30 protein-coding genes are annotated in these 21,308 nt (G+C 57.6%); 19 read left to right on the top strand and 11 right to left on the bottom strand.

Going from position 1 to position 21,308, the window contains the following annotated elements; all coding sequences use genetic code 11:
• Both ACP5J3_RS01165 and ACP5J3_RS01160 read left to right on the top strand, forming a co-directional pair.
• Entirely contained in the window at window positions 1-447 is a 447-nt protein-coding gene (locus tag ACP5J3_RS01165; protein ID WP_428493974.1) for a hypothetical protein, read from the top strand.
• Entirely contained in the window at window positions 437-739 is a 303-nt protein-coding gene (locus tag ACP5J3_RS01160; RefSeq protein ID WP_428493973.1) for a hypothetical protein, read from the top strand. Before ACP5J3_RS01165 ends, ACP5J3_RS01160 begins: the two co-directional genes overlap by 11 nt.
• 73 nt (window positions 740-812) lie before the next feature.
• Here ACP5J3_RS01160 and ACP5J3_RS01155 read toward each other — a convergent pair whose 3' ends face one another.
• The 4 genes from ACP5J3_RS01155 to ACP5J3_RS01140 are packed head-to-tail and all read right to left on the bottom strand — an operon-like array spanning window position 813 to window position 3,716.
• A complete protein-coding gene (locus ACP5J3_RS01155; protein ID WP_428493972.1) occupies window positions 813-1,310 on the bottom strand; it encodes a hypothetical protein in 498 nt (165 codons plus the stop codon).
• A complete protein-coding gene (locus ACP5J3_RS01150) occupies window positions 1,311-2,342 on the bottom strand; it encodes an AAA family ATPase (protein ID WP_428493971.1) in 1,032 nt (343 codons plus the stop codon). It lies immediately after the preceding gene.
• A 35-nt stretch (window positions 2,343-2,377) separates the two neighbouring features.
• Window positions 2,378-2,839 carry a cob(I)yrinic acid a,c-diamide adenosyltransferase gene (locus ACP5J3_RS01145; RefSeq protein ID WP_428493970.1) on the bottom strand — a complete coding sequence of 154 codons (462 nt, stop codon included), beginning with the start codon at window positions 2,837-2,839 and terminating at the stop codon, window positions 2,378-2,380.
• 31 nt (window positions 2,840-2,870) lie between these two features.
• Window positions 2,871-3,716, bottom strand: coding sequence for an NTP transferase domain-containing protein (locus ACP5J3_RS01140; protein WP_428493969.1), 846 nt, complete (start codon window positions 3,714-3,716; stop codon window positions 2,871-2,873).
• A 48-nt stretch (window positions 3,717-3,764) separates the two neighbouring features.
• On the opposite strand from ACP5J3_RS01140, the gene ACP5J3_RS01135 reads away from it, so the two are divergent.
• Genes ACP5J3_RS01135 through cbiE form a run of 5 tightly spaced genes read left to right on the top strand, consistent with a single transcriptional unit; the run spans window position 3,765 to window position 7,866 of the window.
• Window positions 3,765-4,670, top strand: coding sequence for an aminotransferase class I/II-fold pyridoxal phosphate-dependent enzyme (locus ACP5J3_RS01135; protein ID WP_428493967.1), 906 nt, complete (start codon window positions 3,765-3,767; stop codon window positions 4,668-4,670).
• The gene (locus ACP5J3_RS01130; RefSeq protein WP_428493966.1) at window positions 4,660-5,304 is read left to right on the top strand and encodes an adenosylcobinamide-GDP ribazoletransferase; all 645 of its coding nucleotides are present in this window, start codon (window positions 4,660-4,662) and stop codon (window positions 5,302-5,304) included. Before ACP5J3_RS01135 ends, ACP5J3_RS01130 begins: the two co-directional genes overlap by 11 nt.
• On the top strand, window positions 5,301-6,191 hold the full coding sequence (locus ACP5J3_RS01125) for a CobD/CbiB family cobalamin biosynthesis protein (RefSeq protein WP_428493965.1): 891 nt from the start codon (window positions 5,301-5,303) through the stop codon (window positions 6,189-6,191). The genes ACP5J3_RS01130 and ACP5J3_RS01125 overlap by 4 nt, the downstream gene beginning before the upstream one ends.
• A gap of 20 nt (window positions 6,192-6,211) precedes the next feature.
• Window positions 6,212-7,207: a nicotinate mononucleotide-dependent phosphoribosyltransferase CobT gene (gene cobT / locus ACP5J3_RS01120; RefSeq protein ID WP_428493964.1), complete on the top strand. Its 996-nt coding sequence runs from the start codon at window positions 6,212-6,214 to the stop codon at window positions 7,205-7,207.
• On the top strand, window positions 7,207-7,866 hold the full coding sequence (gene cbiE, locus ACP5J3_RS01115) for a precorrin-6y C5,15-methyltransferase (decarboxylating) subunit CbiE (RefSeq protein WP_428493963.1): 660 nt from the start codon (window positions 7,207-7,209) through the stop codon (window positions 7,864-7,866). The genes cobT and cbiE overlap by 1 nt, the downstream gene beginning before the upstream one ends.
• A gap of 338 nt (window positions 7,867-8,204) precedes the next feature.
• Here cbiE and ACP5J3_RS01110 read toward each other — a convergent pair whose 3' ends face one another.
• Window positions 8,205-8,561, bottom strand: coding sequence for a hypothetical protein (locus ACP5J3_RS01110; protein WP_428493962.1), 357 nt, complete (start codon window positions 8,559-8,561; stop codon window positions 8,205-8,207).
• Window positions 8,554-9,111, bottom strand: a complete 558-nt coding sequence (locus tag ACP5J3_RS01105) for a hypothetical protein (RefSeq protein ID WP_428493961.1) — start codon at window positions 9,109-9,111, stop codon at window positions 8,554-8,556. Before ACP5J3_RS01105 ends, ACP5J3_RS01110 begins: the two co-directional genes overlap by 8 nt.
• Window positions 9,112-9,425: 314 nt before the next feature.
• On the opposite strand from ACP5J3_RS01105, the gene ACP5J3_RS01100 reads away from it, so the two are divergent.
• The 5 genes from ACP5J3_RS01100 to thiC all read left to right on the top strand — a co-directional run bounded on the left by ACP5J3_RS01100 (window position 9,426) and on the right by thiC (window position 13,168).
• On the top strand, window positions 9,426-10,040 hold the full coding sequence (locus ACP5J3_RS01100) for a hypothetical protein (protein WP_428493959.1): 615 nt from the start codon (window positions 9,426-9,428) through the stop codon (window positions 10,038-10,040).
• A gap of 42 nt (window positions 10,041-10,082) precedes the next feature.
• Complete coding sequence (locus ACP5J3_RS01095) at window positions 10,083-10,433, top strand: aspartyl protease family protein (protein WP_428493958.1); 351 nt, start codon at window positions 10,083-10,085, stop codon at window positions 10,431-10,433.
• A 676-nt stretch (window positions 10,434-11,109) separates the two neighbouring features.
• Window positions 11,110-11,337 (top strand): AbrB family transcriptional regulator, encoded by a 228-nt coding sequence (locus ACP5J3_RS01090; protein ID WP_428493956.1) that lies wholly within the window; start codon window positions 11,110-11,112, stop codon window positions 11,335-11,337.
• Window positions 11,312-11,686, top strand: a complete 375-nt coding sequence (locus tag ACP5J3_RS01085) for a type II toxin-antitoxin system VapC family toxin (protein WP_014288951.1) — start codon at window positions 11,312-11,314, stop codon at window positions 11,684-11,686. Before ACP5J3_RS01090 ends, ACP5J3_RS01085 begins: the two co-directional genes overlap by 26 nt.
• A 189-nt stretch (window positions 11,687-11,875) precedes the next feature.
• The gene (gene thiC, locus ACP5J3_RS01080) at window positions 11,876-13,168 is read left to right on the top strand and encodes a phosphomethylpyrimidine synthase ThiC (protein WP_428493954.1); all 1,293 of its coding nucleotides are present in this window, start codon (window positions 11,876-11,878) and stop codon (window positions 13,166-13,168) included.
• A gap of 9 nt (window positions 13,169-13,177) precedes the next feature.
• Here the strand turns inward: thiC and ACP5J3_RS01075 are convergent, their stop codons facing one another.
• A complete protein-coding gene (locus ACP5J3_RS01075) occupies window positions 13,178-13,582 on the bottom strand; it encodes a type II toxin-antitoxin system VapC family toxin (RefSeq protein ID WP_428493953.1) in 405 nt (134 codons plus the stop codon).
• Window positions 13,569-13,790, bottom strand: a complete 222-nt coding sequence (locus ACP5J3_RS01070) for a hypothetical protein (protein ID WP_428493952.1) — start codon at window positions 13,788-13,790, stop codon at window positions 13,569-13,571. Before ACP5J3_RS01070 ends, ACP5J3_RS01075 begins: the two co-directional genes overlap by 14 nt.
• A 63-nt stretch (window positions 13,791-13,853) precedes the next feature.
• Between ACP5J3_RS01070 and ACP5J3_RS01065 the strand changes: the two genes are divergently transcribed.
• The 3 genes from ACP5J3_RS01065 to ACP5J3_RS01055 are packed head-to-tail and all read left to right on the top strand — an operon-like array spanning window position 13,854 to window position 15,093.
• A complete protein-coding gene (locus ACP5J3_RS01065) occupies window positions 13,854-14,210 on the top strand; it encodes an ABC transporter permease subunit (protein WP_428493951.1) in 357 nt (118 codons plus the stop codon).
• Window positions 14,194-14,751 carry a hypothetical protein gene (locus ACP5J3_RS01060; RefSeq protein ID WP_428493950.1) on the top strand — a complete coding sequence of 186 codons (558 nt, stop codon included), beginning with the start codon at window positions 14,194-14,196 and terminating at the stop codon, window positions 14,749-14,751. Before ACP5J3_RS01065 ends, ACP5J3_RS01060 begins: the two co-directional genes overlap by 17 nt.
• A gap of 12 nt (window positions 14,752-14,763) precedes the next feature.
• Entirely contained in the window at window positions 14,764-15,093 is a 330-nt protein-coding gene (locus ACP5J3_RS01055) for a hypothetical protein (RefSeq protein ID WP_428493948.1), read from the top strand.
• On the opposite strand, the gene pdxT is transcribed toward ACP5J3_RS01055, so the two are convergent.
• A complete protein-coding gene (gene pdxT / locus ACP5J3_RS01050; protein ID WP_428493947.1) occupies window positions 15,090-15,704 on the bottom strand; it encodes a pyridoxal 5'-phosphate synthase glutaminase subunit PdxT in 615 nt (204 codons plus the stop codon). The genes ACP5J3_RS01055 and pdxT overlap by 4 nt on opposite strands.
• Entirely contained in the window at window positions 15,701-16,720 is a 1,020-nt protein-coding gene (gene pdxS / locus ACP5J3_RS01045; RefSeq protein ID WP_428493946.1) for a pyridoxal 5'-phosphate synthase lyase subunit PdxS, read from the bottom strand. Before pdxS ends, pdxT begins: the two co-directional genes overlap by 4 nt.
• Window positions 16,721-16,969: 249 nt before the next feature.
• On the opposite strand from pdxS, the gene ACP5J3_RS01040 reads away from it, so the two are divergent.
• The 4 genes from ACP5J3_RS01040 to ACP5J3_RS01025 all read left to right on the top strand — a co-directional run bounded on the left by ACP5J3_RS01040 (window position 16,970) and on the right by ACP5J3_RS01025 (window position 20,234).
• Complete coding sequence (locus ACP5J3_RS01040; protein WP_428493945.1) at window positions 16,970-17,470, top strand: carbonic anhydrase; 501 nt, start codon at window positions 16,970-16,972, stop codon at window positions 17,468-17,470.
• A gap of 37 nt (window positions 17,471-17,507) precedes the next feature.
• On the top strand, window positions 17,508-17,837 hold the full coding sequence (locus tag ACP5J3_RS01035; RefSeq protein WP_428493944.1) for a hypothetical protein: 330 nt from the start codon (window positions 17,508-17,510) through the stop codon (window positions 17,835-17,837).
• Between the two features lie 324 nt (window positions 17,838-18,161).
• Window positions 18,162-18,665 (top strand): PaREP1 family protein, encoded by a 504-nt coding sequence (locus ACP5J3_RS01030; protein WP_428493942.1) that lies wholly within the window; start codon window positions 18,162-18,164, stop codon window positions 18,663-18,665.
• Between the two features lie 273 nt (window positions 18,666-18,938).
• Complete coding sequence (locus ACP5J3_RS01025; RefSeq protein WP_428493941.1) at window positions 18,939-20,234, top strand: glutamine synthetase family protein; 1,296 nt, start codon at window positions 18,939-18,941, stop codon at window positions 20,232-20,234.
• Between the two features lie 355 nt (window positions 20,235-20,589).
• Here the strand turns inward: ACP5J3_RS01025 and ACP5J3_RS01020 are convergent, their stop codons facing one another.
• A complete protein-coding gene (locus tag ACP5J3_RS01020; protein WP_428493940.1) occupies window positions 20,590-21,159 on the bottom strand; it encodes a hypothetical protein in 570 nt (189 codons plus the stop codon).
• Window positions 21,160-21,308 lie beyond the last annotated feature (149 nt).

Genomic DNA, 21,308 nt, shown 5'->3' with positions numbered 1-21,308 from the left:
ATGGATATACCCAGGTCTGTTAAGATACGGGACGTTATAAAAGGCGAGGTCGCAGACCCGGTCAACGTCGTGTTTGAAATCCCCCTCGAGGAGGTGAAGGCGGTTCTGCAGAGAGACGGCTGGGTAGAAGGCGTGTTTGAGCACAGAGCGGAGCTTGAGGGGAGGGAGCCGATATACACGGCGGCGAGGGACGTCGTGTGGATTTTTGTGAGGTTTCACATACGCCTCTGGCCCCACGGCGGCGTCTACCTCGGCAATGTCCACCTAGACGTCACGGAGGCCCTGGGCCACGTCGGTGAGCACAACGTGGGCCGTACCTACGTCGCTGGTCTCTACGCCCTTGCGGGCTACTGTGTAGAGGTCGTGCAACTAGGCCCCACGGAGAAGTTCGACGGCGCCGCCGTGAAGGTATTTAAATGTGGAAAGGAGGAGAGGCGTGAAGTTTAGAATTCTCCTCGCGAGGAACATCCTCGAGGACGCGGGGGAGAAGGCGGTTTCAATAAAGATGCCCAACGGCGACGTGGTTATCATCACCGAATACGGCGACTTGATCAAAGTGACGAGAGACGGCGTCTACAAGCCCCGGTGGGAGAGGATACAGGCAGATCCTGCCTTCTACAAACCCCTCTTCCCAGAGGAGGAGGTGGAGAAAGATCGCGTGAAGATACGGAGAGGCGACAAGCTAATAGCGAAGACTGGCCCGCTGGAAATAGAACTGGGGCAACTAGTCGAGTATTAACCCCGCGCTTCACTTAGAACAATTTTGGCAGATAAGCGACATAAAAGACGAAGGTTTCATAGGTATGATTCTTTTATTCCGCTGGGCCAGAGATTCGAGGATTTGTAGCAGTGTCTGCGGTTACCACAATAACTTCTCCGTATCTAGAGGCTTTGAGAGCTATTGAAAAAATCTCCAAATCGTCGCCAGTTACCCCTCTAGTAATCTCTGTCAACGTCCTATTATCTTCGCCGATTATACTGGCGGCGCTTCTAGCCAGTATGTGCAGTTTTAACCCAACCCCACTCGTCAACGGCATGTCTCTACATATCCACGATTTTGCCCGCGCGATGTTTAGAATAACGTCTATAGTCCTCACGAGTGATGATTGGAGCTTGGGTAGAGGGTGGCGATGACTACGGAGCAGAGGTATGACTTTTGTTCTCAACGTCTTGAGATACTTCGCGGAAACAAACCACGTGGACTCGAGGGATGGTAGCTTGTTCCCTATCAGCTCTATGGCCCGTTTCTCCTCCCTAGGCTTGTCTCCGCAGGGGACAAGCGCCGAGTGGTCTAGAACCAGGTGAAACATTTAGAATATCTGTGACACTACCTCCAGGGCGCCTGGCAATTCTTCAAAAGTCCCATCTTCATAAACTTCAATTTTCTTAACTCTTGTCCATGGCGCCTCTTGGCTCCTTTCCAGATAGTAGAGAGCTACATCACCTGTACTGAGCCTACTTGTTTCGACCTCCTTAGCGATGGCGTTTAGAATGACGTCGCTATGTGTAGTTATGACTAGAGTTATTCTCTTCTCTACGGCCTTTTCTAGATCTTTTACCATCTCTATTAGGAGGAGGGGGTTTTTGTGGGCCTCAGGCTCCTCGATAACTAGAAGGCTGTCTCTCCGCGCCTTTTCTATATACATTTTAACAAGTGACAAATCTACTGCGCCGTCAGGAGCCCGCTCTATTGGCAACCTATGCTCTACAAAAGGATCCCGATATTTAAGGTCTGCAAGAAGGGGGAATAGAAGCGATATGTTTTCAGTTAGTACCCCCGCCTCTCTTCCCAAGTCGTAGTGATGGGGAGATGTACCGACGCCGTAGAGGCTAAAGAAATCCTCAATGAAAAAGTAGGTGGGCGGTATCCCAGCTAATAAATCTCGATAATTTTCAAGAAGAATCAGCGCCATGATCTGACGACTCGCACTACCAACTCTATGCGCCGTTAATACGCGCCTACTTACTATTTTTGTGAGAAAGTATAAACTCTTTATCAATGCTATTCTCTGCGAGGGTAGCAGGTAGGCGCGGCTCCAGGGGCTCCTCTGCGGCATCTTAACGCCGTCTACTGTGGCTACAAATCTCGACTCGCCGACCACTATCTCGACAGGGTAAAACTTCTCACCTGATACCTGCCTTACCAATTCTTTGAATGGAGCGCCGTAGAGCCGCCGCGCCACCTTGTTAACGTCTCTCCACTCTGATATCTTGGCAAGGAAGTAAGCGGCATATGCCAGGCTAGACTTCCCGCTGGCGTTTTTCCCAATGAAGATGGTAATGGGCCTTAGGTCGAGCCTCGCCTCTTCTATACACCGCCAGTTCCTCACATACAACTCCACGTCTATGACGCAGGTGTGGTATATATGTCTTTGAACTACCAGTCCAGCCCCTTTACGGCTACCCGGCGGTTGTAGTAGTGCTTTGTGGGCTGAATCGTGGATATCAAGTCGGCGGCCTCCTCAGCCTCGGGCCAGAGGTAGTTCCCGGTTATGACGATGTGTGGCTTAAGCGTTGCCAGCTTCTTGACGTAGCTAGGCTCTATGAAGCCCTGCCTCACGGCGTAGTTAAACTCGTCTAGTATGACCAAGTCGTAGCTGTCGGCCACTTCAAGCACGCTCTCCACCAAGGCGAGGGGCGATCCGAAGTCGCTGAGGTACGCCACGTCCACGCCCAGCCTCCGCAAAGCCTTGTACTCCCCCACCTCCTCCCCCATGTAGTAGGGAGTCTTCATAACAAAAGCCGCGAGAACCCTCATGCCGTGGCCCCAGGCCCTCAGCAACGTCCCAAGCGCAGCCGTGGTCTTGCCCTTTCCGCCCCCCGTATACACCAGCAACACAGAAATGCCCCGATCCGTAGATAAAATAACATTACGTAATTTGCGCCGCCCGCCTGCGGAGCTCGGCCACCGGCACCTCAATGGTGGGTATTTCCGAGATATGCCTCCCACGGTACGTGTGCCAGGTGGACTTGGGCGGGTACACCACGCCCCTAGCCGCTCTGTCCAACACCTCACCCTTGTCCACATTTACGTCAACGACCGCGTAGTCGAAGAGCATGACGGGGGCCGGGAGGCGGGCCCTCTTTAGAAAGCGGTGGCGGTGGTGGCCGTCCAGTATCACGCCAGATCGGTAGTCCACGGCGATGGGCCTAACGACTTCGTAATCCCTCTCCTCGAGCACATCCTCATGCGGCTTCAGCCGCTCTGGGTCGACGTATAGGGGGTAGGCCGCTGGACACAGCTCCTCAGCCCTGGCCAAGTCCTCGGCGGTGTCCACATCAACAAGGCGGCCGATCTCCACGGAGGTCCACCTCTCCAAGTCTGTGTTGGGTATGTAGGACAGGCCTACGGGCTCCCCCCGCGACAGCGCCGTGGTGAATATCTTTTCCTGCAGGAGTGCCTCGACGTGGGCGGGGCTCAGATTGGCGATGTCGCACGCTGCGACCACCACGGGGGCTAGCTGGACAACGTGGAGGATGTCCCTCTCGTAGCCGAGCCCCGGGGTGGCGATTACCTGAAGCCCCCATCTCACAGCCGCTTCTATAACCTCGCTGTGGTTCGGCGTCGTGGCGACGTATATTCTGTCGGCGATCTGCGCCAGCGCCCCCGCCACTCGGAATAACAGGGGGACGCCGCAGATGGGCGCCAGACACTTCTGGGGGTTTCCGAAGCGTCTCCCCATCCCACCGGCCATAATCACTGCTGAAATGTTCATAATAGGGAGAAAGGTCCAATAGATAAAAATAGAGACAAACCGCTTGACGTGCACGGCGGCTCCACATGGGCTGAGGAGGCGCCTCTGGACTTCTCAGACAACTCAAACCCCCTAGGGCCGCCTGCGGGGTTTTGGGAGGCGCTGAGGGAAGCGGTGGAGAGGGGTGTCCACCGGAGGTTCCCGGCCCACCTCGCCGAGGAGGTCCTGTCGCAGTACGAGGGGCTCCCTGTGACCCTCTTCAACGGGGCTACCGAGGCGCTTCTCTACGCCCTGCTGGAGCTGAGGCCTAGGAGGGTGCTCACGGTCTGGCCCACATACGGCGACTACCAAAGAGTTGCAGAGTTGCTGGGGGTGCCCCTCCGCCAGGTGCCGCCCTGGGGCCTCAAGTCGGCGGGGGGCGGCGATGTGGTGATACTCTGCAACCCCAACAACCCAACCGGCGCCTACCTCCCGCGGGACTGGGTGGTGGACACGGCCAGGAGGCTGGAGGCGAGGGGGGCGCGCCTCCTTGTAGACGAGTCGTTTATCGACTTCGCCAGAGGCGAGTCCGCCGCGCCTGACGTCGCCGTGGTTAAGTCATACGGCAAATTCCTAGCGGCGCCGGGGCTGAGGGTGGGGGCGCTGTTGTTTAAGCCGTCCCGTCCCCCGCCCTGGCGGATAAACAGCTTTGCTGACTACGCCCTCTGGAGGCTGGGCCCAGAGGCTCTGCGTAGGCATAGAGAAAAGACGCTGGAGTACATAGCCGAGGAGAAGCCTAGGGTGGTGAACAAGCTGAGGAGGTGCGCCCCGGTGGCCCCGAGCTGGGTGCACTTCCACATAGTGTTCTCCGACCCCCCTCCCGGCGTCAAGGTGAGGCCTCTCTGGGACAAGGGGGTGAGGGGCTTCCGCTTCTCTCTAAGAACGCCCGCTGAAAACAACGTGTTGGTACACGCCGTCTGCCGCCATGTGCGTTAGAGATCTGCTCAGCTTCTTTACAATACTCCCCCTCGGCGGGCGGGGCCTCGGCTTCTCCTGCCTCTGGGCTCTGCCCTATCTAGGGGCGGCTGTGGTGGGCGGCGCGGGGGCCTTTGCGTTCTACCTCACGGGCGACGGGAGGGTTGCCTACATCGCCTTGTTGGCGGCGACGGGGCTGAACCACGTAGACGGCCTCGCAGACGTTGCAGACGCCTTGATGGTGAGGGACCGCGGAAGGGCGCGCGCCGTGTTGGAGGACCCCCACAGAGGCGCCGCCGCCGTTTTTGCCGTGTCGGCGGCGGTCTTGCTGGGCGCCTCGGCGCATGTAGACGGCTGGTGGGACTACATACTGGCGGATTCCTACTCCAAGGCGCTGACCGTAGTAGCCGCAGCCTTCTCCAAGCCGTTTAAGCCAGGGCTCGGGGCGGAGTTCATAACCCACGCCAGGCGGCAGTGGCCCGCGGCGCTACCCGCGCTAGCCCTCGCCGCCTGGCTGAACCCCCGGGCATTCGCAGTTGCCACCGCCGCGGCTCTGCTTCTATACGCCGCGGCCTATAGACACCTCGGCGGGGCGAACGGCGACATCTTCGGCTTTCTCCTGGAGATATCCAGGGTGGCGTATCTATACCCGTGATAGAGCCCCTGTTGGTAGCCTTGTTGCTGGAAATCCTCGACGTGCCTAGGTGGTGGCGCGGCCACTTGGTGAGCAGGCTGATCCCCCCGCAGATCCACCCGGTTTCCCTCTACTACCGCCTCGTTGCGCCTCTAGCCCGGGATGGGGGTCTGCGGCGGGGCGTCCTCATAGCCTCGACTGCGCCGGCCGTTGCGGCGGCGGTAGCCGTATTTATGTGGCTTGTCAACAAACACGTCGGGGGTCTCGCCGCTGTTCTCATAGAGGGGTACATGCTGAAGCTTACGTTCTCCATAACCCACATCATCTACCCATGCCTCTGGCGCCTCTCCAAGCCCGACTTCCCAAGAGTCGTCCAGGAGTTCGTCAGGAGGGATTTGTCCAACGCCAGCAGGGGTCATGTAAACTCTGCATGTATAGAGACCGCGGCGGAGTCGCTGGTGGACTCCTTCATATCCCCCCTGTTTTGGTACGCCATCCTTGGGCTACCGGGGGCGTGGCTCCAGCGCCTAGTAAATACCCTAGACGGCCTCGTAGGCTTCCCCGAGAGGGGGAGGCTGGGCGCCCCATCCGCCTATCTAGACACGGCAATGAACTACATCCCAGCGAGGGTAGCGGCTCTCCTAATCTTGGCCGTCGGCGGCTTTAGGAACGCCCAGTGGCTCTCACAGAGGAGGGCTGTTCCGAGCATAAATGCTGGGTGGCCCATCGCCGCCATGGCCGCGGCCCTGGGGGTGATGCTGGAGAAGCCGGGCGCCTACAGCCTAGGCGGCGGTAGTCTACCGGACGAGGGGGCAGTCCGCAGGGGACTGGCCGCTACGGCTTTAGCCGCGGCGGCGTGGTCAGCCGTGATAATGCTTATAATATGGATAAAGTGCCAATATTTTTAAATGAGTGGGATCTAGGCGCTGTGGACGAGCTCCTGCTCGTCGTGGTGGGCACCACCGATGTCTCGACGATCCCCGGCGTCTCCATAGCGGGGCCTACGCCCGAGGCTACGCTCTACACCCCAACGCTAGACGTGGAGTATTTAGTAACGGGGAGGCCCCTCACCCTAGACGTCATCCCCGTCACGCCTACCGGCATACCCACGCCGGCGCTGGTCACGCGGGCGCTGGCCAAGGGGTTGCCTAAGTTAGTGGTAGACGCAGGTTGTAAATATCCTCCCAAAATCCCGGTGGTGCATTTGGGAGGGATCCACGGCGGCGACATTAAGCGGGGGGCTCTGCCGCGGGAGGCGGTAGAGAGGCTTGTGGAGAGGGGGCGGACCCTCGGCAGAGGTCTAGCCCCCCTCAGGCTGGCAATTGGCGAGTCTATTCCGGGGGGCACCACCACGGCCATGGCCCAGCTGGTGGCTCTCGGATACGACGCCTGGGGTAGGACGAGTAGCGCCTCGCCCCACAACCCCAAGGAGTTGAAAATTGCTATTGTAAAAGAGGCGGTGTCCCGCCTTAAAATACCCGCCGACGCCGTGACCGCGGCGGCCGAGGTGGGCGACCCCGTCCACATCTCGGTGGCAGCCATAGCGCTGGGCGCTGTGGAGGAGGGCGCCGAGGTAATCCTCGCCGGGGGGACCCAGATGGCGGCCGCCGCGGCGCTCTACAAGGCGCTGGGCGGCGACCCCGGCCGGCTTACGGTGGCCACCACGCGGTGGATAGTGGAGGATAGAAGCGCCGACTTTATGGGACTTATGAAAGAGGTGGGGGTAAGCCGCGTGGTGTATTCCAACGCCTCCTTCGCCGCGTCGAGATTCGAGGGGCTGAGGGCGTACGAGGCCGGCTACGTGAAGGAGGGGGTCGCCATGGGGTACGCCCTCTGGAGGGCCGAGAGGCGCGGGCTAGACGTCCTCCGGCTGGTGGAGGAGGAGTATATGAGAGTAACGAAGGCCGGGGGCGCGGGGCGGTGATGCTATACGTCGTAGGGGTGGGGCCCGGCGATCCGGAGTACATAACCCTGAAGGCGCTGAGGACTTTGGAGAGGTGCGCCGTGGTGGCGGGGTGGCGGAGTGTGGTCGAGCGGTTGCCTCTCGATGGGAAGGAGGTCGTGTATCTCACCTATCAAAACCAAGAGGCTGAGCTGAGGAGGCTGGCCGAGGCCTCCCTAGGCAGAGATGTGTGCATCGCTGTACACGGCGACCCCGCTGTTTCCGACTGGGAGCTTATGAGGAGAATAAGAAGCTTGGGAGTCCCCTACGAGGTGGTCAGCGGCGTCTCTTTCCTAAACGTGGCCCTGGCCAGGGCGGGTCTCGACGCGGCGCATGTAGTGCTAATTTCACAACACGCCTCCGAGCCCCAGGAAATTGCGGAATGTGGAGACAGGGCGCTCGTCATCGTAACGCCCCCAGATCCCCAAGGCCGGCGCCGACTGGCGGAGCGGTTGAGGAGGTACTCAGAGAGGGGATGCGCCATATACCTCATGGAGGACCTCACCCTCCCCACGGAGCGGGTATTCTTGGCGGTTCCCGACGACGTCACCAAGGCAGGGGCGCTCTCCGCCGTGGTGGTCAACTGTAGCCATGGAATTCCCAAGTCGCCCACATCAGAAACCCGCGGCGCCCTCCACTAACCTTCTAAGTTCTTTAAATGCAGTCTCTCCATTCTCGAGTTTGACTAAGAGCTAGCATATCTTCTCATCTGTGGTTTACACTTTACGGCGAGTTTAATGAGATTTCTCCAAGACCGTATATCTATATTAACAACCTCTAAACATCCGCACCCCCCCCCCGCCGGCTAAGAAGTCAGCACAATGTTTAGAACACATCACGCAACCGCATTTACAGAGCTAATGTGACGAGTCACTGACGCCTCACTCTAACTAGGGACTTTACAAGCGCGGTGTGATATACACTCTAAAGGCCCCAAACGCGAAGTCTAAGCAACGTCGTGTCTAAAGTAGATGGCGATTTACTCTACTATGGTGCCGGTGGCCTTGCAGAAGGCGTAGATTACCCTATCCGCGCCCAGCGCCTCGACCTCCGGCACCTTCTCTCCCTCCACTTTTATAAAGTCTAGCCTTCTCTTAGCGATTTCGCAAGGCACCGCCAGCCGCTGGGGTAGGGAGCTACAGTTGGCTGTAGACACGAGGTGTTTAACGCCAGCCGCCAGCCTCCGGGCGGAGGGTGGAAGCTTTTCGACAGGCGTTATGAGGATTAGGTCGAGTACGTGTTCTAGAAAGGCGCCGCTCCGCAGAGCCTCCCCCGCGGCCTTTTCGAGAAATGCGGGGTCCCCCGTCTCGACGTATTTTACAATTAAGTCATACATATACAAGTCTGTAAAAGGCTTCAAATTTATCTCTAACTCCCAGCCCCGAAGCGATCCGCCTGGCCCTTTCCCAGTCGACTCTATCTCTTACCAGCCTGAATCTAGCCACGTCTACGTCCCTAGGGCCGTCTGGCCTGGTGGCTTGGAGTACCGCGTAGGCCTCTAGGCTAAGCGTCCAGTACTCGACGCAGTCGCGCTTCACTAACACCACCTCGTTAAAGAGAGGTGTTTCTGATATCTTGCCGAGGTGGGTCCTCGACGTAACTCCTATAGAGACGACGCCCGCCTCTACCGGGGCGAAGAAATGGAAGATTACGTTATCGCCTCTTCTAAAGACTTCATACCTCTCCTCGCCGAGGCCAAGCGCCTCTGCAATTACGCGGGATAGAAACACCGGGTTAAATTCCTCTATGAATATGTCGATGTCTTTCGAGGGGAGCGCCAGGCCGAGAGTTATGTAGAAAACTTGAGAACCTCCAACCACTGCGTTGTAATACTTAGCCAAGGCGGGGTAGATCTTCTTCAACACTTCAACCCAGATTGGAACCACGGGTATGCCCCACCTCTTTTAAACATAATTCAATGTGTGGAGCGTCTTTATCCACATCTCTTAATTAGGCGGTGGTCATTTATCGACGTTAGTAGAACCACTTGTTCCACACGTAAAGCTCTGCGGGGGTGTTACTGCCACTGCTACTGGCTAGTTGAAGTACAGGCACCCGATATATAGATAACTGCCTCATATAGGCGCCTAGCCGAGCCTCTACCGGTGGCCGCTCTAAGTTCTAGTTCACCACACCGCCGAATTGCCTACCCGCGCTCTGAGGTTTTAAAAAGATTAATATAGGAGATCCGTATTGATCTGTGGTGAGCGATGTAGTGCTGTCTATCATCGGACTTGCTGTGACTGTCGTAGGTATGCTCGGCGGCGCTCTCTACTGGCTGGGGAAAAAATTCCAGGAAATAGAAATGAGGTTTAGAGAGATTGAGATGAGGTTCAGAGAGATAGATAGAAGGTTTGAGGAGATCAACAAGCGGTTTGAGAGCATTGAGAAGAGGTTTGAAGCCGTGGATGCTAGATTTGCCGAGATGGATAAGAAATTTGTTGCGTTTGCCGACTCCATTAGATCGGCGGTGGTGGCTATGAACTCCGCCGTTGTGGAGTTCCTCGGCGTCAAGGGCTTGATCAGCCCGCGGGAGGCCTCATTTCTAGTCAGCGAGATTTCTAGACTCTCGCTGGCCATAAAGGCCAACCCCATCTCGAAGGAGGAGGTTGAGTACATCCGGCAGGTCTTCGCCAAGGGCGACGTAGATAAGATCAGCGTCGAGGAGCTGGAGAGAGTCGCCGAGATAGCCAAGCGCTGGTGGTACGAGGACGGCTCCGAGGTGGCCTACAAGCTGTTTCTCTACACCTGGATGCTGAGGGCATACAAGCTATACGGCAAGGAGAGCCAGGAGAGCGGCACGGGGCGTAGCTGACGTTGAGGCGTCTAGTTTTTATTTAGATCCCCAGAACTATCCATGGGCCATGTATTTACTAGAGCTGTGTTCAGGGGAAGGGGTGAGGTGGTTTTTGACGAAATCCTAGTAGACACGGGCGCCACCTTCACCGTGCTTCCGCTAGAGGTGGCTGAGAAACTTATAGAGACTCCCTTCACCGTGGAGCTTAAGCTGGGAGACGGCCGTAGGGTGGCGGCGAGGGTCTACGTGGCGGAGGTGGAGATCGAGGGGAGGCGCGGCCCCGTCAGAGTCTTGGCCTTTCAAGGCGCGGTGCCCGTAGTAGGGGTGGACACGCTGGAGACCCTGGGACTGCGTGTAGATCCCACCACTGGCAGGCTGGAGAAAACCGAGTACTACATGCTTTACGTCTAGCCGCGGCCCACGCCCCCTGTCCCCCGTAAAGGCCTACTTTACGCATCTCACAAGGTCAAATCTCTGACAATTGCAGGAGTCCGACATAAGTAATGCCCCTTTCTGCTCTCCGGGCGCTCCGAAGGCGCGGGAACTTGTGTGCGCGGATCCCCGTCTAGAGGGCTTGCGCCCCCTTAAGCGGGCTCTGTCTCCCAGAGTAGCTCCTCCCGCCTTAGGCTTGCACTTAGGTGTCTCCACACGGCCCTATGCGGAGCGGCGGCAAATATATCACGGCTTGAAGCCGGTGGGATGCTCTAAGCTTGATCTACAGACACTGGGCAGTCACACAACACAAAAATCCCAACCCTACCCTCATCCCAGACGCCGTACAATCTCCCCCTCCCTCCAACTCGTTATATCGTATATAGAGACGTGGCACACCCTCATTGCCTATAAGGAGCTGTGATCCTCATAGCGTTAAAAAGGCTGATGGATATCTCGAAGAAGACTCGGTAGCTTTGCCCTGCTACCTAGAGATGTCTCTAATTTATCGAAGAGATCTCTGACCCTAGCCGATCCCGCACGGGCCATGTGCCCCCGGACGCCTGAAGAGTAGAAGGGGAGCGTGTGGCAGAGACCTTTTGGTCACATCAATTCTTTTCCAAAAAATATATAAATTGGCAAATATGATAAACTTATGGAAATTGTGGAAGTTGACGGTTCTGGGAAAATTTATCTGCCCGCCAAAATTAGAAGGCGGTTTGGAGTTAGGCGTTTTAGAGTGAAGATTGTAGAACAGGGTATTTTGCTAGAACCTCTAGACGACGTGGATAAGTACTACGGGAAGTTTGGCCCGCCTAGGTATCAAACTCTGGAGGAGATAGAGGAGGCTTTGAAAGATGTCTCGCAAATGGATTTACATTGATGTAAATGTTCTTTATTATTTTTTTACAGCTCATCCAAAATACGGAGAGGGCTCTCGTGAGCTGATTAAAAACTACGCGGGGAGGCTTGCCACCTCGGCTCTTACCGCCTGGCTACTCTACGTATTAACGCGAAACGAAGAGGTCGTAGAGGCGGTAAGAGATTTAACAACGTTGCTACCGCTTGACGCAGAGGTTTTAAACAGAGCCAGGAGTCTGGCTAAGCCAAGAGACTTTGAAGACAGGATCCACCTCGCCACTATGCAGATCTACGGCATAGACACCATACTATCCAACGACGGCGACTTCGATAATGCAGGCGTGCATAGAATTCCCCCTAGAGCAAAGTAGCACGGCCCCTTCTAGGCCAAGCGCTGGCGGCGATCGGCGCCCATTCAGACCCCCGGCCGTCGCCACATCCGCAGATCACTGGGCGACCTCTTCCTCCAGCCGCCGCTAACCTGTCGTAGAGAGCCACGGCCAGCGACGCCGCACGTGGCGTCTGCAATAATATTTTAATTTGGAATTAATCAGTAATTTATGGCAAGGACAGTGATGGAGGAGGCTCGCCAGGGCCGGGTCACCGACGAAATTAGGGCGTATGCAAAGGTGGAGGGGGTTGCGCCGGAGAAGTTAAGAAGGAGGATAGCGGAGGGGAGGGCGGTTTTAATTAGGAACGTGTTTCACCCCTCTGAGAAACTCGTGGCGATTGGGGCCGGGCTTGCCACTAAGGTTAATGTTAATCTGGGGACTTCTAGCGAGGTTGTGGATCTCGACGCGGAGTTGAAGAAGGTGGAGGTGGCTAACCGCTGGGGGGACACCCTCATGGATCTGAGCGTGGGGGGCGACCTGGACTACATTAGGAGGGAGGTTCTAAGGGCGTCTAAACTGCCGGTGGGCACCGTGCCGATCTACCAAGTGTTTATAGAGTCTTTCACGAAGAAGAGGGGCGGCGCCTACTTCACCGAGGAGGATTTGTTGAAGACTGTGGAGAAGCATTTAAAAGACGGCGTGGCGTTTATGACAATCCACGCAGCGGTGACGAGGGACTTGGCGTTGAAGGTTCTCCGGAGCGAGAGGGTTATCCCCGTTGTGTCGAGAGGAGGCGACATGGTTATCGGCTGGATGCTTCACAACAAGTCGGAGAACCCCTACCTCAAGAACTGGGACTACCTCCTGGAGCTCTTCGCCCAGTACGACGCCGTGATTTCCATCGGCGACGCCCTGAGGCCCGGCGCCATAGCTGACGCCCACGACGAGTTCCACGTGGCGGAGCTGGTGGAGGCGGCGCGGCTGGCTAAGAGGGCGGTTAAGAAGGGCGTCCAGGTGATGATAGAGGGCCCCGGCCACGTGCCGCTGAACGACATTATCTGGAGTATAAAGCTGGAGAAGAGGCTGACGGGCGGCGTGCCCTACTACGTGCTTGGCCCGCTCCCCACAGACGTGGCGGCTCCCTACGACCACATAGCCTCCGCCGTGGGGGCGGCGCTGGCGGCGGCCGCGGGCGCGGATCTGCTGTGCTACATCACGCCGGCGGAGCACCTCGCCCTGCCCACCGTCGAGCAGGTGGAGGAGGGGGTAAAGGCCTACAGAGTGGCGGCCCACATAGGGGACATCGTCAAGCTCGGGAAGAGGGCCTCCAGGTGGGACCGGGAGGTCAGCACCTACCGGGGGAAGCTCCAGTGGCGGGAAATGATATCGCGGTTGATAGATCCAGAGGCGGCGTGGCGGGTATACACACAGTACGGCACCCCCAAGACAAACGCCTGCACGATGTGCGGCGGCTACTGCCCAATGATGTGGGTAATGCAACAGGCAAAAACTGTGGAGTAGCCTAAGTTTTTACAGCAGTTCAATATAGCTTCTAGCCTGCGCGCCGAGTCTCTCCGCCAGCCACCTGTCCGTGGTGGCGAGCTTGGCGCCTAGCTTCACGGCTAGTGTCAGATACAGGGCGTCGTAGACAGCCACGCCGTGTGTAACCGCGGTCTCGACAGCCTCTTCTAAGAGATCTACGCTTCTGTAGACTCTGGCGGATGATATGATCTTGTTGGCGAGGCGGACCCGGTAAGCCGCCTCTCCCGGCGGTATGCGCCCTATCTTCACGTGTTTCCACACCACGTTAGCCACCTCGGCATATGCGATGTCTACCGTGGCCTTGTCGCCCCGAGCCACGTAGGATCTGCAACGATCGTAAAACTCGTCTTTTACCACGACGCTGGCGAAAACGCTGGAGTCAACCACTATCACGATCCTCTCTAATCAGCCTCCAGCTGGGCGCCGGCGCCGGCGGGATGCCCTCGTTCAGCCTCTCCAGCTCTCTAAGGGCCTCCTCCGCCTCAAGCTGTCTAAGCTTCTCCTCGATGGCCTCTGTAATGACTCTCTTCCAGTCAATTTTATACCTCTCCATCCTCTCCTTCAATTCCTTGGGAATTCGTATACTCAACACAACCTGCACGTCTACAGACCGTGTACGCAAATAAATACTTTATGTATACAGATGCGTAGACACCTCTCGGCTATGGATCGCCTGAAGATGGCGGCGGTTCTGGGGGTAAACACCAGGCTGGTCTACACTGTTGCAGTGGCCCTGGGGATCTTGACGGCGCTTCTTGGGGGAGCGTTTTCGTCCCTCTGGCAGAACTTCACCATCGACCTCGCCGGGGTGCTCCTCGTATACGCCTTCGCCGTGGTGACCGTGGCGGGCCTGGGGAACGTGACGGGGGCGGTGGTGGCGGCGTTGTTAATAAGCACGTTGAGGACGCTGGCGGTGTTCTACTTCCCAGAGCTCGAGTTCTTGGTGATATACATCGCGGTGATAGCGGTCCTCCTCCTAAAGCCGTCGGGGCTCTTTACTAGACATGAGAGGCGGGTATAGAGCCCTGGCGGTAGCCGCGGCGCTGGCGCTGGCGTACCTCCTCACCCCCAACTACTACATCAGATACGAGGCGGCCTACATCGCCGCGGCCAGCCTCGCCGTGCTGGGGGTGGTGACGTTGCTAGACGCCGGGCTTATGAACTTCGGCTACGGGATGTACATAGCCGTGGGCGCATACACGGCGGCGCTCCTCTATAAATACGCCGGGATCAAGGAACTGGCGGTGACGCTCCCCCTCTCCATCGCCTTGGGAGCCGCCGTGGGGCTGGGCGCGGGGGCCCTCACCGGTGGATTTAGGGGGATTTTCTACGCCCTGCTCAACCTATCCCTCGCCATGGTCCTGTACGGGGCGTTGGTTAAGTTCTACAACTTAACCGGGGGCTCAGGCGGCGTCTCCCTCCCGATCTACACCATCCTGGGGGCGAGGCTCGGCCTAGACGGGCTCTTCGCCTTATCGCTCGCCGCCGCGGCGGCCCTGAGATATTTCTACGTCGAGATGGCTCTGTACTGGAGCGCCGTGAGGATAAGGGAGAACGAGTAGCGCCTCCCCTCCATGGGGGTGGCGCCGGAGGGCGTTGTCACCAGGGTAACGGTGATCTCGGCTATGCCTGGTAGCGCCTCGGGTTGCCTACTGGCGTATCTCACCGGCCACGTAACTCCAGAACTGGCCTTCTGGTCCTACTCCACCCTGCTGGTCATCAGCGGCGTCGTGGGCTTTTACACATCTACGACGCTCGGCTTTTTAATAGGGACGGCGGCGATGCGCGTTATAAACCTCGCCGCGTACTACGCCACCTACGAGCTGGTTATCGGAGCCGGGTTGCTCGCAGTTATGGCGGGGTTGCTCGCCAAGGACAGGCTGGCCTCTGGAAAAACCCGCTAAGCCCTCCCCAGGGCCATCTCCAGCACCCTCCTGTGGAAGGCGGTGGTGGTGAGCTCGGGGTGGAACGCCGTGGCCAATATATTGCCCTCCACCGCCGCCGTGTAGATAAGGCCGAGGCTTGCGTGCCTCACAGGTGCGAGAGGCTTCGCCGAGCCCCACGCCTTCACCACAGCGGGCGCCCTTATAAACACGGCGCGGATTTTCCCAAAACCCTCCACCTCGAGCTCCGCCTCGAAGGACTCCCTCTGTCTGCCAAACGCATTTCTAACAACGGCGATGTCCATCACGCCGATGGTAGGCTGCCCCGTCTCGCCCACCACGGCGTCTCTCACCTCCTTAGCCAGCAAGACGGCGCCAGCGCATGTCCCAAGCGTCGGCAGGCCCCCCTCCACCGCCTTCCTAAGCGGCTCTATTAAACCCGCCCTCTTCGCCAGAATCCCAATGGTGGTGGATTCGCCCCCCGTGAGCGCCAGGGCCTTGACGTCCTCTAGTTGCCGCGGCTTCTTCACCTCGACGACCTCAACCGCGATCCCCAGCTCCGCCGCGGCTTTTCTAAAAGCCTCGGCGTGCTCCTCCACGTCGCCCTGCAGAGCTACGACCCCCACCTTCATACCCCCCTCGTCTGCAGAAGCTCCTCAGGCTTTAGGGTTCTTACATCTATACCCAGCATCGCGGATTTCTCACTAACCATCTTCTGCGCCTCCACCACAGTCTCTGGGTCGTCCCAGTGCGCAGTGGCCAAAACAATGGCCTCCGCCCTCTGCCTCGGGTCCTGGGACTTGAAAATGCCGCTACCGACGAATACCCCGTCTGCTCCCAGCCACATCATCAAGGCGGCGTCCGCCGGCGTAGCTATGCCCCCAGCGGCGAAGGTGACGACGGGGAGGCGGCCCATCCTCGCCGTGAGGGCCACTAGCTCAATAGGCACCTGGCACCTCCTCGCGTAGTCTCTAAGCCTCTCCTCGTCGCCAGATCTATAAGCCGCCGAGAGCTCCTCCACGGCGCTGTAAAGGGCTTTGAAGTGCTTCACCGCCTCCGCCACGTTGCCAGTGCCCGCCTCGCCCTTCGACCTAATCATGGAGGCCCCCTCCGAAATCCTCCTCAACGCCTCGCACAGCTCTCTACACCCGTTTACAAAAGGCACTGTGAAGAGCCACTTGTTGATGTGGTGCTGCTCGTCCACAGGCGTGAGCACCTCCGACTCGTCTATCAAATCTACGCCGATAGCCTCCAGAAGCACAGCCTCGTAGTAGTGGCCAATCCTAACCTTAGCAGACACTGGAATTGTAATGTGCGCCATCACCTCCTCAATCACCTTCAAGTCGGCCATCCTCGCCACGCCCCCGGCCCTCCTCACGTCGTAGGGAAGCTTGTCAAGCACCATAACGCCAACGGCCCCCGCGTCCTCCGCCACCTCCGCCTGCTCCACGTTCGTCACGTCCATGATAACCCCCCTCTTCAACATCGCGGGAAACCCCACCTTAACCCTCACAGTGCCGGTTTGGACCCCCTCCAGAGGCCTCGGCCACGTCACCCCCCTCTCCCTAAGCCTATCCCTCACTTCGAGCAACCCGTAGAAGAAGTCACGCAACCGATCCAGCGTCGAGAAGCCCCCCGCCACCGACATAACCTACTCATCTTACAGCCATATATAACTTTTTAGTTTCAAAACCTTGTCGACTTGTTAAGGATATTAATAGGAACTAAATGCTTATCTCCTGGAGTAGATATGGGGTGAGAGGAAAAGCGAGCTGGACGTCTTATTTAACGCCAAGCTTTTACGAAGGGGGCGAGGCCGTAGCTCATGGGAATTGCTGTGTTCGGCCTCGCTGAGTGCAGAACCGTCAGTATTAAAACTCACGCCTGTCTAATTTATGTGTGTCTTGAGGGATTTGCCAGGGTGCGGGCTGGGGTGGGGGGTCTATCCGCTGCGGAGGTTTTGAGGCAGATTAAAGAAACCGCCAAGGCGCAGAGGCTTAAATGCGCCGTGCTTACTTGTAGCGACTCCCGCCTCTCGCCTGAGCTCCTCACCCTCTCGGGGATTGGGGAGATGTTCGTCGTGCGGGTGGCTGGCAACGTGGTGGACGAGCTGGTTTACCACTCTCTGAAATTCGCCGTGGAGAAGCTGGGCGTAGATATGATATATGTAGTTGGGCACAGGCGATGCGGCGCCGTGGCCCTCGGCATGGAGGGAGCCGCCCCGCCGCCCATACAGGCACAAATAGACGAAGCACTCAAGCGGGCGGGCCGCCGCGAGCCGGAGCCCGTGGAGGCGGAGAACGTAAAGTTAACCTGCGAGAGGCTTAGAGACATCGGGGCGAGTGTCGAGGGGTACTACTACGACATGGACGCCGTCGATCTGAGAAAAGTTTGTTAACAAGTAAAGTATATAAAAGGCATTGTTATTGAGTCACATGAGTCATGTGGGGAGCCTCGCGGGGCTGGTTGTGGGGTGGATTGTTTCCACAATCGCCGTCTGGATTGCGCTCAAGATATACCCCGGCAAGCAGAAGAACGAGAGCCTCGCCGGCGCCGCCGTGACCGCGCTGGTGGGGGCCCTAGTCTACTGGTTTTTCCACTCGGTGTTTAGGATACCCTTGATAAGCGGCTTACTCGCCTTGGTGGTGTGGCTATACGCCTTGAGAAAGCTCCAGGGCGTTGGGTGGCTCGGCGCCGCGGCCCTGGCCTTTCTAATATGGCTGATAAACGGCATATTCAGCCTGTTCCTACCCACGATACTGTAAAGTGCTTAGGAGGTTCCCCCCGCAGTGCGGCGTTACCTGCCGGCTCGCCCATGTACTGGCCGAAATTTTCTCTACAGCTCAGGGGGTTACGGTAACGTTGCGCCCGGGGCAGGTGGCTAGGGAGGCCCGCGTGTCACCCATAGTTGTTGGACAGATATTTAGAGCTCTAGCCGAGCGTGGCTATATGACGTGTAGCCGTGTGGGGGAGAGGCGGCTGAGGTGCGCCGTTAGGAGAGACTCTCCGCTGTGGAGCGGAGACCACGAGGCAATCTACGCCATCCTCCAACAGCTGTAAAATTTTTATCAGCGCACATAAATAGGGCTGTGTCGAGGGAGTTGGCGAAGCCGTGGAGAGATGAGAGAGGCTATCTAGAGGCGAGGCTTATCGAGGCGGTGTACGAAAAGGAACTCGCCGAGAGGTTTCTCTCGGAGGGGCTTATTCGGAACGCCGCGGGGAAGGCCTGGCAGGCTTGGAAGGCGGTGCTGGCGGCTCTAGCGCTGAGGGAGGGGGAAGCTGTGAGGGAGGCTTTTAGGGGGGTAAAGAAGATGCGCGGCGGGAAAGCCATAAACGAGGGCGACTGGGTAATAGCCTTCATGCCCTCCACCCGTGTGAGGCTCGTTGCCCAGCTACTGGCGCGGAGGCACGGCGACGAGGTTCTTATGTACACAGACATAGCCCTCAACCTCCACGAGTATCAATACAACGGCCCCAATCGAGAGGGTATCTTCAGTAGATACCCCAGCGACGAGGCCGCCGCCGAGGACATCAAGAGGCTGATAAGGGGGATCGGCGAGTTTACTAACCGCCTTGCTCAGAGAGGCGGCTGACGGCGCCGCCGTCCGGCGACCTCGGGGCCGGTGGCCGCGACTACCTAACCGCCTCCAGTTGTAACCCGCCGCCGTCACTCCACAGCAAGTTGCCGGCGTGCTGAGCCTCAATCATACTGGTCTGCACATGTATTGCTTCTCAATATCTCTATGGATTATTCGTATGTCTTACGTGGACGCCGGGGATATGGGTCATATTTTATCCTATATATACATCACGCGTGCTAAATATACGTGGAATTAAGATTAATAAAGGTGGTAAGTAATAGCGCTATGCCGGTGGAGGGTTTAGACATGTGGAGAGTTTTGAAAGGAGCTGGGGTGAAGTACGTAAATTTTGTAATTGTGGATATATTCGGGAGGCCGAGAGTTGATATAATGACTATTGATATTGCACGCGACGCGTTTATAGACGGCGTGCCGTACGACGGCTCTTCAATACCGGCCTACACTACGGTGAATAAAAGCGACTTAGTGGCGGTGCCAGACCCCTCCGCCGTCTACATCGATTCGTGGAACGGCGGCAAGACGGCGTACGTATTCACCAACACGCTAGACGGCGACAAGCCGTCGGTGCTCGATCCGAGGAGCGTGCTTCAGAAAGTCCTTGACGCCGTCAGCCGCCGCGGCTACCAGTTTAAAATCGGCATAGAGCTTGAGTACTTTATTGTAAGTGGAAACCCGCCGAAGCCCGTCGACGAGGCTGGCTACTTCGACGTGTTGCCCCCGCCCACGCGGAAGGTGGTGGAGGAGATAATGGAGTTCTTCGCCGCGGCTGGGCTCGGCGACACGAAGACCCACCACGAGGTGGCGCACTCCCAATTCGAGGTAAATATCCCGTACGGCAACCCAGTTAAGGTAGCCGACACAATGCTGATATACAAGCTGATGGCCCGGTCGGTGGCGGCTAGACACGGATACACGGTGACCTTCATGCCGAAGCCCTTCTGGGGGATGAACGGCAGCGGGGCGCACACCCACGTATCTGTGTGGAGAGACGGCCGCAACCTAATGGCCTCCGTCAAGGAGCCGACGCCGGAGCTGAGATACGCAGTAGGAGGCCTGCTGGAGCACGCCATATCCATATCCGCCTTGGTGGCGCCCACCGTGAACTCCTACAAGCGCCTCGTCCCACACCACGAGGCCCCCACCCGCGTCGTGTGGGGCCTCGGCAACCGCTCGGTCATGGTGAGGATCCCCTACTACGCCGGCAGGATAAACAGACTTGAGTACAGACACCCAGACCCCTCCATGAACCCATACCTGGGGTTCGCCGCGATTATACTAGCCGTGATGAAAGGCCTGGAGGAGAGGATCGAGCCGCCGCCCCCCGTGTCAGAGGTGGCGTACGAACTAGAGGGGGTAAAGGAGACCCCCCGCCACCTAGGAGAGGCCCTCGAGTACTTCGCCGAAAGTAAAATAGCCAGCGAACTACCCTCTGAAATTGTAAAAGCCTACATACGGCTGAAAGAAGCCGAGTGGCAGACCTACGCCGAGAAGCACCCATGGGAAAAAACATGGAACACAATAACCGAGTGGGAGTACCAGCAGTACCTACACACTGCGTAGACAAGCCCCCCGCCGCACCCCTCCATTCCCATGGACAAACTCTCTGCTCAGAGCCATGGCTAAACGGACGCGGTAAAGGAGACCGCAGAGGCGGCGAGTAGCTGACCCCAAGGACCCTCACCTAAACTTCTCCATAATGAACGGAGGGTTGAGGAAGTAGCTCTCCACCCACGGGGAAAGCAAATACCTGCACTTAGTCCCGCGGCGCTCAATCCGTCTCAAGCCCTAGACGAAGAAGCGGAGCGGAGAAGTCTAAAGGCGGGAAGTCTCCACCCTCAAATATTCACTTAATCTATGACGCGGATCGGATAAGCAGGTATGGCGACGCCTAATCCCCTCCCGGGGGCTCTAAATGCTATTCAGATACAGACTTTTGCCCCCTCTCCTCTTCCTTTCTCCTGGCGAGGGCCACCCATATCGAGGCGTAGATGTGGAGTTTCCACGTCTCTGGAGTCCCGTACTCCAGAATCAGCCGCCTAGCCACATCCCTAAGCCACACCGCCTCATCGTATGTAAGCTCCTCCTTCTCGATAAGGGCCTTCAGCCTCTCCACCTCCTCCCTCGTAAGCGGGTTGGCCCCCACCAGCTTCACAACCCGCCAAAGCTCCCCCCTCGCCAAGTCTGCACTCCTCTTATCAATCACACCCTCCGCGGCTAGGAACTCCACAAAAAACTCTTGATAGCTGGCAAAGCCCTGGAGAAGACGGTCAATCCGCCGGTCGATATATCCCTTTAGATCCGCATCTCTTTTACTAACATCTTCAAAACCAAGCCGCATCTCCCGCTCTAGCCTCTCAAATCTGCTGTCTACATCTCTAAGCCTGTTTTCAATTTCCTTAAACTTGGCGCCAAGCCAGTACAACGCCCCACTCACCATCCCAATTATAGTCAGGGAAAACCCAACCACGTAATAGACCACATCCACAACCCAATTACCTTATCTCTATATAAATCTTGACATACGACCCAAAGTTTTGGGGGCTTCCTATTCCTGTGCAGATGCGAGATTGTAAGTCGACGAGTTGTCACGCCACCTTGGCATATTCCCCGACAAATACCACGCAAGTTGCAAAC

Source organism: Pyrobaculum sp., from assembly GCF_049971835.1.
GTDB lineage: Archaea > Thermoproteota > Thermoprotei > Thermoproteales > Thermoproteaceae > Pyrobaculum.
The sequence above is the reverse complement of the archived record's forward strand: the minus strand, read 5'-3'. Positions and strand labels throughout refer to the sequence as shown.